This window comes from uncultured Eubacterium sp. (assembly GCF_934525195.1).
GTDB lineage: Bacteria > Bacillota > Clostridia > Oscillospirales > Acutalibacteraceae > Eubacterium_R.
Window position 1 is genome coordinate 72071 of the sequence record NZ_CAKSZA010000007.1, and the last position, 11692, is coordinate 83762.

10 protein-coding genes are annotated in these 11692 nt (G+C 40.4%); all 10 read right to left on the minus strand.

The features are described 5' to 3' along the window. Positions 1–7: 7 nt before the first annotated feature. Positions 8–505: a 5-(carboxyamino)imidazole ribonucleotide mutase gene (purE, locus tag Q0E03_RS07875; RefSeq protein ID WP_297131445.1), complete on the minus strand. Its 498-nt coding sequence runs from the start codon at positions 503–505 to the stop codon at positions 8–10. A 148-nt stretch (positions 506–653) separates the two neighbouring features. Further along, on the minus strand, positions 654–2564 hold the full coding sequence (locus tag Q0E03_RS07880) for a leucine-rich repeat domain-containing protein (protein WP_297131330.1): 1911 nt from the start codon (positions 2562–2564) through the stop codon (positions 654–656). A 27-nt stretch (positions 2565–2591) separates the two neighbouring features. Beyond that, positions 2592–2966 carry a helix-turn-helix transcriptional regulator gene (locus tag Q0E03_RS07885; protein ID WP_297131332.1) on the minus strand — a complete coding sequence of 125 codons (375 nt, stop codon included), beginning with the start codon at positions 2964–2966 and terminating at the stop codon, positions 2592–2594. 139 nt (positions 2967–3105) lie between these two features. Then, on the minus strand, positions 3106–3822 hold the full coding sequence (locus Q0E03_RS07890; protein WP_297131335.1) for a histidine phosphatase family protein: 717 nt from the start codon (positions 3820–3822) through the stop codon (positions 3106–3108). 53 nt (positions 3823–3875) lie between these two features. Continuing rightward, positions 3876–4646, minus strand: a complete 771-nt coding sequence (gene spo0A / locus Q0E03_RS07895) for a sporulation transcription factor Spo0A (protein WP_297131338.1) — start codon at positions 4644–4646, stop codon at positions 3876–3878. A gap of 270 nt (positions 4647–4916) precedes the next feature. After that, positions 4917–5801 carry a hypothetical protein gene (locus Q0E03_RS07900; protein ID WP_297131341.1) on the minus strand — a complete coding sequence of 295 codons (885 nt, stop codon included), beginning with the start codon at positions 5799–5801 and terminating at the stop codon, positions 4917–4919. Then, positions 5794–6417 carry a sortase domain-bontaining protein gene (locus Q0E03_RS07905; protein WP_297131344.1) on the minus strand — a complete coding sequence of 208 codons (624 nt, stop codon included), beginning with the start codon at positions 6415–6417 and terminating at the stop codon, positions 5794–5796. The genes Q0E03_RS07900 and Q0E03_RS07905 overlap by 8 nt, the downstream gene beginning before the upstream one ends. Before the next feature lie 108 nt (positions 6418–6525). Then, positions 6526–10047 carry a pyruvate:ferredoxin (flavodoxin) oxidoreductase gene (gene nifJ / locus Q0E03_RS07910; RefSeq protein WP_297131347.1) on the minus strand — a complete coding sequence of 1174 codons (3522 nt, stop codon included), beginning with the start codon at positions 10045–10047 and terminating at the stop codon, positions 6526–6528. A gap of 200 nt (positions 10048–10247) precedes the next feature. Beyond that, positions 10248–10700: a hypothetical protein gene (locus tag Q0E03_RS07915; RefSeq protein ID WP_294836620.1), complete on the minus strand. Its 453-nt coding sequence runs from the start codon at positions 10698–10700 to the stop codon at positions 10248–10250. Then, entirely contained in the window at positions 10700–11647 is a 948-nt protein-coding gene (locus Q0E03_RS07920) for an RluA family pseudouridine synthase (protein ID WP_297131350.1), read from the minus strand. Before Q0E03_RS07920 ends, Q0E03_RS07915 begins: the two co-directional genes overlap by 1 nt. Positions 11648–11692: the final 45 nt, after the last annotated feature.

An 11692-nucleotide genomic window follows, 5' to 3' on the forward strand; every position in this document is an offset into this window, starting at 1 on the left:
TAATAATTTATATTTCTTTGATTTTTTCTTGAAGTGCCTTGTCTTTTTCAACAACCTGCTTTGCCATATCCTTACGCATAGCAATAAGTTTTTGCATAAGGTCATCATCGCCGACAGCCAAAATTTCTGCTGCAAGCAATGCCGCATTCTTTGCCGCATTTACGCCGACTGTTGCAACAGGAATTCCCGGAGGCATCATAACAGTTGCAAGCATTGCGTCCATACCGTCAAGAACCTTTGCCGAGCACGGAATTCCGATTACAGGAAGGGTTGTTGAAGCAGCCAATACTCCGCCCAAATGTGCAGCCATACCTGCCGCAGCAATGATTACACCAAAGCCGTTTGCAATGGCATTCTTTGAGAAGTCGTGTGCAGCCTCGGGAGTGCGGTGAGCAGACATAACTCTTACCTCTGACTCGATACCCAAATCTTTAAGTTGTTTGATTGCCGGAGTAACGATTGGCAAATCGCTGTCCGAACCCATAATAATTGCAACCTTTTTCATATACATTCTGTCCTTTCCGTATGCCGAAAACACAAACGACATAATTTTCCATTTTAATACTAACATTATACCTTGTAAACAATTCTTTTTCAATAGTTATATATTATAATATAAAAGAATTATAAAGAGCATAAGTGTGTATTATGCACTAATGCTCTTTATAACTTATCAAAAACTCGTTGCCAAACTGCCAATAGTCATTGCCGAGTTCTTCTTTTCTTTCTTTGTAGAAAATCGCATAGTCTTTTGCATTTACTCTTCCGTCGCCGTTGAGGTCATATCCCACAAGTGCAACCGTGCCAAAATCATAGTTTCCGTTTTTTGAAACCTCAATTTTTTTGACTATGTTTCTGCCATAATAATTTTCAAATGTAATAAAACAATCTTTAAAAGTTTTCACAGCCCAAGTGCCATCCGGATTGACATTATATCTTCTGCCGTCAGCATTGATATAAACATAAGAATATGACACATTATGAGGATGACTGCCAAGAACATCCTCTGCCATAACACATTTTCCGGTGACGATATACGGATTTGTTGCGACAAAATTATCCTTAAAGCTCTCACCACACAAAACGCAGGTATGAAGTGTATATCCGTCATCATCAGGTGTCGGTTCAATATATTTTTCATCATAGCTATGGTCTATGTGAACGGTATAAGCGGCAGTAATTTTTCCAAGCGACAGTTTTGCCTCATTGTCGCCGCAGGCAAAAGGTTCTTCCTCTTGATTATCAAGTGTTTTCAAACGCTCACCCGCAACATATTCGGCATAATAAAGTGTATCCGTCGTGCCGTCTGCAAAGCTCACATCAATCATAAAGTCGGAAATCATATCCTTGGTGATTTTAAAAATTCTGCCGTCGCCGTATTTTTCTCCATCGGATGCCAAAAAACTGATTTTACCGTTATAAATATTTAAGCCGTTAACCTCGGTAGGATAAACACGAACGGAATAATCACCCGTCATCTTAACAGACATAACATACAAATCGTATGTTTTGCCCGCCTCAAGTTTTTGTTTAATTCCAAATCCGTTTATGCTAACATCTATATCATCATTTTCCGCAATAAGTTCCCCGTTACAATAAAGTTTTGCGTAAGTATCGCATTCGCCGAGAGAATAAACAGCATATACCTGAGTTTTATCAGGCGTGAAAGTATAGTGAAAACTGCTGTTGATGTTATCCTTGGTAAAAGTGTTTTTATATTCAACACCGCATTTTATCGGAATACTGTCAAGAAGCACATAATCAAACCCATTGCCTATTGCGTAATTTTGAGCAAGGGTATCCTCATAAACACCCAATGTAAAGCCTTCTGCTTTGTCATTCTTCCCATTATATCCAAGCGATCTCATATTGCATTTTATATTCATAGGGAGGTCAACTCGCTTTAAACTTGTGCAATTCATAAAAGCGCCCTGCAACAAATTCACGCTTTGTGTCATTGATGAAAAATAAACTTCACTGAGGGCAATACAATTATAAAAAGCATTCGTACCCACATAAGTAACAGAGGACGGAATAGTTAAACTTTTAATTCTTTTGCACTGATAAAAAGCCTCTGTTTCTATCCTTTTGAGAGTTGACGGCAATCGGACACTTTCCATAAACATACAGTAATAAAACGCACGATAATCGATTTGCTCAACACCATAAGGAATATCCAAATTTTTAATTGCTGTGTACGAAAAAGTATATGAACCTATTCTTTTAAGAGTTCTCGGCAACGAAAACGAGCTTGCCGCCACTCCGTAAAAAAGATAATTTCCAAGAGAAGTTATACCCTCGCTGACAACAACATTTTTTATACTGTCGTCATCCCAATTACTCCACGGAATGCTCACAGAATCGTTTGACAAATTAGGAACGTCGCCGGTTCCGTTTATATAAAGCGTTTTGGTTGCTCCGTCATATTTGTAATAAGTATCGCTTGTTTCGAGCCTTGTTCCAAGATCGTTTTTTTCATCGGAAGCAAAAACAACAGACTCAAACGAAAAAACAGCAGTAATAATCAAAGCCATTGCAAACATCAAACAAAAAAACTTTTTCATATTACCACCTCACTTAAAATTCTTAAATTAATCGTTTTCTTCAATATGTTCAAGACCCATTGCGATAATCGTACGCACGTGGTCGTCGGCAAGAGAATAAAAAATCGACTTGCCATCTCGTCTGTTTTTGACAAGCTTGTTTTGCTTCAAAATCCTCAACTGATGAGATATTGCGGATTGTGTCATATTGAGTTGTTCAGCCAAATCGCAAACACAAACTTCTTCTTCAAACAAAACAAAAAGTATTCTTATTCTTGTTGAATCGCCAAAGACCTTAAAAAGTTCCGACAAATCATACAATTCTGTTTCGTCAGGCATTTTTGCGCTGACTTTTTCAAGCAATTTTTGATGAACACAAACCGAGTCACAGCACTCAGCCGTGCATTCTTTTTTATCAAGCATTTTATCACTTCCGCAAATTAATCTATTATATATTATACATAAAATACGTTTTGCAGTCAACAACGCACAACAATAAAACTGCGGATTGGGGTGTTCCAATCCGCAGTTTTGATTATACATTTTGTTTGCATTGACAAAATCAATGTCTTGTGTCATCCTCAAAACATTCACAAAATCGAGCGGCAAAAGCAGGTTCTTCTCCGCCTGCATAAAGATGGCTGATATCGCCAAACTGTTGCGTTCTGAAAACCGCCACGCCCTGCTCTCTTTCCTCGGTTATCAAAGTTGTAACCGACGTTGGAAGTGCAACAAAATTGTGCCACAAAACCATAGGTGAGCAACCAAAAATATGCGATAAAATTACACATTCCACACCAAAATGGCAGAACAAAACGATTGTGTCGTGATTTGAATTTTGCACATCAAACACGTTGCCGTTGTGCACATATCCGTGCTCTGCAAGAAGCTTGTCAATGCCCTTGCAAACCTTTTTGTATTTTCGTTCAACATTTCCGCTTTGCATAAGCGGTGTTTTTATCCAATCCTGCGGATTGTAAAATGCGGGATTGTCTGTCCATTCTCTCGGCAGTCTGTCCCAAGCGCCTTTGGTTTCTCCGTTTATTTTTACCTTACCCTCAAACTCCCTTGCCCAATCAAGGGTTTTAGCTTTGCGGTTAAATTTTTTGAGTGTCGACTTGGCAGTGTCCTTTGCTCTGCCGAGCGGTGAACAATAAAAATCTTTCACATCGAGTTTTATAAGTCTTTCGGACAAAAGTTCCGCTTCTTTCCATCCCTTTGAAGTCAGCGAATCTATTGAATAATCAGGGTCGCCGTGACGCACTATAATAAATCTCATAATACCACCTCTGTACAAGGTGATTATATAACATTTTTCATATTATGTAAACATCAAATTGCCTGTGTTTTGTGCATTGAAAGCTTAATTCTGTCGGCAATCATAGCAATGAATTCGCTGTTTGTAGGCTTGCCTCTGTTCGACTGAATTGTATAGCCGAAATATGACGAAAGCACTTCTACATCGCCTCTGTCCCAAGCAACCTCAATGGCGTGTCGGATTGCTCGTTCAACTCTTGAAGAAGTTGTTGAATACATCTTTGCTATTGTCGGATAAAGAAGCTTTGTAACCGATTCGAGCATTTCTTCATCATTGATGCTCAAATCAATCGCAGTGCGCAAATATTGATAGCCCTTGATATGCGCAGGGACGCCGATTTGACGCATAATATCCGAAATTACAACCTCAATATCTCGTTCTACAATTCCGTTTTTCTTCGACTTACTACGCTTCCAATTCGATAGGCTTTGCACCCTCTTTGCAACCGATGACGGATTTACGGGCTTGATGAAATAATAGTCAGCACCGGCATTAATAATCTGCTGTTCAAACTCGGTGCTGTCAACCACAGAGAACACCATCACAAGAGGTGGATTACTAATATTTTCGCGGATATAATCCAAAACGTCCATTCCGTCAAGTCCGCTCAAAAACACATCCATCATCACGGCATCAAAAGTTTGGCTTTGCAAAAGTTCAATAACCTTTCTTCCGTCTTTCTTTGTCAGTGTTGCCTCGAATCCCAATTTTTTCAATTCCATTTGACATTCTTTGCCGAAAGTTTCCGAATCGTCGGCTATGAGGATTTTCGTTGTTTCATTCATTACCATTTACTCCCATTTGAAATATTTTTACAACATTATGTGAATATTATTCACATTTTGTTGCTTCCACATATTACCATAAGAATTAGTAAAATGCAATACTTTTTTGGTTTTTATTGTGAATATTTTTCACAGTCAACATATTCCAATTTAATTCTGTCAAAGTCGACAATATTTGCACAAACAAAAAAACAAACAGCCCAATTCACCGACAAAACCATTCCGTCGCCGACAAATCGAGCCGTCTGAAAGCTCAGTATTTATTTTATTTTATTTTTTAATACCCTCTACGATTTCTCTTTCGGTATTAATATCCTTTGTTTTGTGTTTATAATACTTATAATTTCTGACAACTATCAACACACCTGCAATCAAAACAAGCACTCCGACCGCCATAATAATCTTCAATATATCGTTAAGGGTGTCGGCAAGAGCAAGGTTATACACGGTAACATCCGTAAAATGCAATTCATTTGCATATTTCATTATTATTGCGAAGAAAGGCAAAACCGTCAAAACCTCGCCGGCTGTAATGAAACTGACGCCGATGTATTCGTACTTTTTATGCCTACGCCTTGAAATAAAATCAATCGCAACAACACACAAAACAAACACAATCGCAGAAATAAGCATTGCAATCATCGGACGATTTGTATAAGTGAGCGCAATGATAATAATATTGTTTGTACTCTCGTCACCGAGGGCATTGTTAAACGCATCCACGGCATTGCAAACAAAACGGTTAAGCTGTTCATCGGTAACTGAAATGTCGTTATTTTCACAATATTCCGAAACCGAGTTTTTCAAATAATTATACAAAAACTTTGAATTTGAATAATCGGTTTTATAGCCTTTTACAATATTATTTGACGCAATGTGCAAAACGCTTTCGATATGTTTGCTTGTAATCGCCGAGCTGTATGCTTTTTTGGGAATTCCCGTTTGCTCAGCGACCTTGCCGAATTCATCATAGACGGTTTTCAGAGTTTGGCTGTTGTATTTTTCATATCTGTGTTGAACAAAGGTATTTGTTCGCAAAAGCGAAGCGGCAATACCGACAGAAATGAAAAGTGTGACCGAAGCTGCCATAACAAGAGCAAGAAAATAGCAAACAAACTTTCTGAAACCTGCCGAAGATTTATGAGATTTATTCATTTTCAGCACCTCGCTCTCCAATCAAATCAGCAACATACACGGTATAATAAAAGCTGCCGTTTTCTGCAAAATTCACATAAGGCAAGCACATCACAAGCGAATTTTTCTTCTTAAAATTCTTGATTTCATCGCGCGAAATCATATAATCCACACTGCTGATTTTATATGTATAGGTGCTGTTTTCATAAAATTCAACATCAATCTTATTGCCTATCTTTGACTTGTGAAGATTTCTAAACACTGCGTCGGAATTCTTGCCAACAATCATTACGCAGCCGTCATTCCACGGCTCGGTTGAACCTTTTATAAGCGAAGCAACCTCTGTGCTCTCATCCTCAGAATCATAAGTAATCGCACAGCCGAGAGCCGCATCTTCTGAGCTTAGCCAACCCACAAAGCGATTATGTTTCAACTCGGAAAAGCTGTTATATTTTGTCGGGAACATATCATAGTCCTCAACGTTATACTGCGTAACCGCATGCACCTTATCGGTTGCAACAGGCAACGAAGCAATAAATTTCGGCACAACAATAGTGGCTGTTATTATCAAACCCGCAAGAACAAACAACGGATAAACAACCGCTCTTTTGATATATGACGATTTTAATTTGTTCATTTCATACTCCTAAAAAATATATTTATTTAATTATATATTAAAACCCGACAAAACACAAGAAAAAAGTACCCTCTCCTAAGAAAGGGCACTTTTGTTAATTATTATCGATTATTCTGCGTCAGGAGCATAGTAATCAACAAGCTTTGCAAGCTTATTGTACTTTTCGATAGAATTATCGGCAGCGATAGCAAAGAGTTGTTCTGCCTTGCCAGGGAACGATCTCTTAAGAGCAGAATATCTTGTTTCACCCTCGATGAATTCTACATAGTCAGCTGATGGAGCCTTCGAATCAAGGCTAAATGGATTCTTGCCTTCAGCGATGAGAGCAGGATTGTAACGGAAGAGGTTCCAATAACCTGCTGCAACAGCCTTCTTTTGTTCCATCTGGTTGAATGGCATCTTGATACCGTGGTTGATACAAGGTGCGTAGCAGATAACGATTGATGGACCGTTGTAAGCAGCTGCTTCTTGGAATGCCTTCAAGCACTGGTTAGCATTTGCACCCATAGCAACCTGTGCAACATATACATAACCATAAGACATAGCGATTTGAGCCAAGTCTTTCTTCTTAACAACCTTACCTGATGCTGCGAATTTAGCAACAGCACCTGTCGGAGTTGCCTTTGAAGCCTGTCCGCCTGTGTTTGAGTAAACCTCTGTATCGAATACAACGATATTTACATTTTCGTTTGAAGCGATAACATGGTCAAGACCGCCGAAGCCGATATCGTATGCCCAGCCGTCACCGCCAAAGATGAACTGATACTTCTTAGCTGCATAGTCTGCATCCTTGAGGAAATCTGCTGCTGCGTCTGCTGCTTCGCCTGTAAGGCTTGCTGACTTAAGAGCCGAGATAAGAGCTGCTGCGTCTGCTTCGTTCTTTTCAGCGTCTTCATATGTTGAAAGCCAAGAATCAGCCTCCTTAACGCCTGCCTTTGAAAGAACTTCCGCATCTGCTGCAAGTCTTTCTCTGATTTGCTTTTGAGCAAGGTACATACCGTAACCGAACTCTGCGTTATCCTCAAAGAGTGAGTTTGACCAAGCAGGACCGTGACCGTTCTTGTCAACTGTGTATGGTGTTGATGGAGCAGAACCACCCCAGATTGATGAACAACCTGTTGCGTTTGCAATGTACATCTTGTCACCGTAAAGCTGTGTAACAAGCTTTGCGTAAGGTGTTTCACCACAGCCTGCGCAAGCACCTGAGAACTCAAGATATGGCTTTCTGAACTGAACACCGATTGTATTTGGAGTAAGTACTTCAGGCTTTGCAGGAGTATCTACAAGAGCGTCGAAAGACTTTTGTACATGGAGCTGTGAAGCGATTGGCTTCATTGTGAGTGACTTTGTTGGGCAAACATTTGCACAAGAGCCACATCCTGTACAGTCGAGAGCAGAAATGATGAGTGCATACTGATAATCTGTTCTCTTATGTTTAATCATTGTTGTGCCTTCAGGAGCTGCCTTTGCCTCATCTTCATTCATAACGATTGGTCTGATAACAGCGTGAGGACAAACCATTGAACAAAGGTTACATTGAGCACACTTTGTCGGATCCCATTCAGGAACAGAGATAGCGATACCTCTCTTTTCGAATGCAGCAGAACCCTGAGGATATACACCGTCTGCGCTGTCAACAAATGCTGATACAGGGAGGTCGTCACCGTGGAGTCTGCCGACAGGGTCAAGAATGTTCTTAACAAACTTCTTCATTTCAGGTCTGTCTGTTGCAACATGCATTTCTGCCTTTTCGTCAACAGCATCCTTCCAAGAAGCAGGAACGTCAATCTTAACAACTTCCTTGGAACCTCTGTCGATACCGTTGCAGTTAGCGTTTACAACAGCTTCGCCCTTCTTTGAGAACTTTGCAACAACCTTTTCTTTCATATAGCCGATTGCTTCATCAACAGGAAGAATTCCGCTGATTGTAAAGAATGCCGACTGAAGAATTGTTGAAGCTCTGCCCGGAAGTCCGACTTCCTCTGCAATCTTGATACCGTTGATTGTGTAGAGGTTGATGTCATTCTCTGCAATATATCTCTTCATAGAAGCAGGGAGTTCCTTGTCGAGTTCTTCAGGAGTCCAGATACAGTTGAGGAGGAATGTACCGCCCGGTACGAGGTCCTGAACCATATCATACTTTGTTACGTATGAAGGATTGTGGCAAGCAACGAAGTTTGCCTTATTAATCAAATAAGTTGATGTAATTGGTGATGAACCAAAACGAAGGTGAGATACAGTGATACCGCCTGACTTCTTTGAGTCATAGAAGAAATAACCCTGTGCGTACATATCTGTGTGGTCACCGATAATCTTGATAGAGTCCTTATTAGCACCTACTGTACCGTCTGAACCAAGACCCCAGAACTTACAAGAAGTTGTGCCTGCAGGAGTTGTGTCAGGTGTTTCTGTGATAGGCAATGAAAGATTTGTAACGTCATCGTCGATTGAAAGTACGAACTGCTTCTTTGGTTCAGGAGCGTTCATATTTGCAAATACAGCGATAATGTGAGCAGGAAGAGTATCCTTTGAGCCCAAGCCGTAACGACCGCCGTATACAGGAACTGAATCAAACTTTGAATCCTTGAGTGCTGCCACAACATCAAGATAAAGTGGTTCGCCGAGTGAACCCGGCTCTTTAGTTCTGTCGATAACAGAAATGTGCTTTACAGTTTCAGGCAATGCGCCGATGAGGTGCTTTGCAGAGAACGGTCTGTAAAGGTGAACACATACCATACCAACCTTTTCGCCTCTTGCGTTGAGGAAGTCAACTGTTTCTTTGATAGTGTCACAAACTGAACCCATAGCGATGATTACACGCTCTGCGTCAGGTGCACCGTAGTAGTTAAAGAGTTGATAGTTTGTGCCGATTTTCTCATTAACCTTTGCCATATATGCTTCTGTTGCAGAAACAGCATCAGCATAGTACTTGTTACAAGCTTCTCTGTGCTGGAAGAAGATATCTGAGTTTTCTGCAGAACCACGAAGAACAGGGCGTTCCGGATTCAATGCTCTTGCTCTGAAATCTGCAACATCCTGTGGGTCAAGCATATCTCTTAGATCTTCATAATCCCAAGTTTCAATCTTCTGAACTTCGTGAGAAGTACGGAAACCGTCAAAGAAATGAAGATATGGAACACGGCTCTTGAGAGTTGCAAGGTGAGCAACCGCACCAAGGTCCATAACCTCTTGAACATTTGCCGAGCAAAGCATAGCATAGCCTGTTTGACGGCATGCCATAACGTCTGAGTGGTCACCGAAAATGTTGAGTGCGTGAGTTGATACGCAACGAGCAGAAACGTGAATTACGCTTGGAATAAGCTCGCCGGCAATCTTGTACATATTTGGGATCATCAAAAGAAGACCCTGTGATGCTGTGTAAGTAGTTGTCAATGCACCTGCTGAAAGTGAGCCGTGAACAGCACCTGCCGCACCTGCTTCAGATTCAAGCTCGGCAACCTTTACGGTTTGACCGAATAAATTTTTTACACCCTTTGCTGCCATAGCATCTGTTTCTTCTGCCATTGGTGAAGAAGGTGTAATAGGATAGATAGCCGCAACTTCAGTAAACGCATAGCTTACATGAGCAGCTGCGCTGTTACCATCCATGGTTTTTTTAGCTCTTGCCATTGGAAATTCCCTCCATATAAAAAATTCAAAATAGCAATTGGGCATAATTTGCCCAAGTTATCAATGTAATTATAGCACTCTGTGTAGTCAAATTCAACATAATAAAATAAAAATTTTATTATATTGATTATTTTTTTGTAAAAAATTAACAAATGCAAAAAAGTTCTCCTGAAATCAAGGAGAACTTCGACAAATTATATTCACTTAATTCGAGCCTTGAATTCGTCATCAATGGCTTTGAGCGTGTGCTTTGTGGTCAGTCCAAGCTCAACAGTCACCACGCTGTCGTCATCAAGAAAAATAATGATGTGCGAATAGCGGTCAACAAAATTCTTTTTTAAGCTCGCCTTAGTATCTCTGGCGGTTTGCACCTTGACAATATGAGAATATTCAAACACATTGTTTTCATCAACGCCTGTAAATTCCACCTTGTCGGATGTAAAACGTACACCTGTTTTCAGCACTTCTTTAGCCATAAGCACAACGATTACGGCTGCAACGATTTCCACAAGAACATAGACTCCGACTTTCCAATCGAAACCCTCGGCAACCTTTTCACCGCAAAAATACGCATTGACCGCAACTGCAACAGCCATAGCAAGCGTCACCGCCGCCGTAATCGGCGACAAGCACATAACAAATCTGTCTTTCATCAATAAACCCTTTTCCTGAATTTTTCCAAAATCGGACAATCGGACGATTCAAATTCTCTGCCGTTGAGATATTCCAAAATCCCCGAATCGGTAGTGAAATTAAACCTCAACTTATACGAATAAAGTTCCTGCTTAAATCTGCCGTGATGAGAACCGTACTTGCCGTCATTGAGGAGCGGATGACCGATTGAAGCAAGGTGCGCCCTGATTTGGTGTGTTCTGCCAGTGAGGAGTTCAACCTCAACAAGCGACAAATCATTGTAACTGTCAAGCACCGTGTATTTCGTTCTGCACAGCTTACTGTCAGGCACTTCTTTCGTTGTGATTTTCACCATATTTTTCTTGGTGTCTTTGGTAAGATATCCAACCAAAACATCGCTTTTTTTATCGAAAACACCCTCTGTAACGGTCAAATAAAGCTTGTCAATTTCTCTGTCCTTAATCTTTTGATTGAGGATTTTGAGCGATTGATAGTTCTTTGCGCCGATAACAATACCGCCCGTGTTTCGGTCAATTCTGTTGGCAAGTGACGGAGTGAAACTATTTTCTTCTTCAGGCTTATACTCGCCCTTGTCGTACAAATAGCGTTTCATAGACGCAACAAGGGTGTTGACATATTCCTTGCCGTCGGGATGACAAAGTTCGCCCTGCTTTTTATCCATAAGAATGATATTTTCATCTTCGTAGATAATCGACAACTCCTTTGGAGCAGAAAGAAAATCATAATGTTTTTTCTTTTCCGCAAGCATATCGTCGGGCAAATAAAGGTCAATCACATCACCGTCACACAACACCTGTTCGGGCGTGCAACGCTTACGATTAACCTTGATATTCTTTTTTCTGATTTGCTTGAACATCATAGATTTGGGAAGTGAAGCAAAATGTTTTTGCAAAAACTTGTCCACTCTCTGTCCCGCATCATTTGAATTTATAGTTACACTTTTCATAGGTGTATTATATTCTATTTACAAACTATAGTCAAATACGAATTT

Excerpts from the sequence above, each read along its gene's own strand:
- nifJ (WP_297131347.1), bottom strand. The coding sequence starts at position 10,047 with ATGGCAAGAGCTAAAAAAACCATGGATGGTAACAGCGCAGCTGCTCAT.
- Q0E03_RS07915 (WP_294836620.1), bottom strand. The coding sequence starts at position 10,700 with ATGAAAGACAGATTTGTTATGTGCTTGTCGCCGATTACGGCGGCGGTG.
- Q0E03_RS07885 (WP_297131332.1), bottom strand. The coding sequence starts at position 2,966 with ATGCTTGATAAAAAAGAATGCACGGCTGAGTGCTGTGACTCGGTTTGT.
- Q0E03_RS07920 (WP_297131350.1), bottom strand. The coding sequence starts at position 11,647 with ATGAAAAGTGTAACTATAAATTCAAATGATGCGGGACAGAGAGTGGAC.
- spo0A (WP_297131338.1), bottom strand. The coding sequence starts at position 4,646 with ATGAATGAAACAACGAAAATCCTCATAGCCGACGATTCGGAAACTTTC.
- Q0E03_RS07900 (WP_297131341.1), bottom strand. The coding sequence starts at position 5,801 with ATGAATAAATCTCATAAATCTTCGGCAGGTTTCAGAAAGTTTGTTTGC.
- purE (WP_297131445.1), bottom strand. The coding sequence starts at position 505 with ATGAAAAAGGTTGCAATTATTATGGGTTCGGACAGCGATTTGCCAATC.
- Q0E03_RS07880 (WP_297131330.1), bottom strand. The coding sequence starts at position 2,564 with ATGAAAAAGTTTTTTTGTTTGATGTTTGCAATGGCTTTGATTATTACT.
- Q0E03_RS07890 (WP_297131335.1), bottom strand. The coding sequence starts at position 3,822 with ATGAGATTTATTATAGTGCGTCACGGCGACCCTGATTATTCAATAGAT.
- Q0E03_RS07905 (WP_297131344.1), bottom strand. The coding sequence starts at position 6,417 with ATGAACAAATTAAAATCGTCATATATCAAAAGAGCGGTTGTTTATCCG.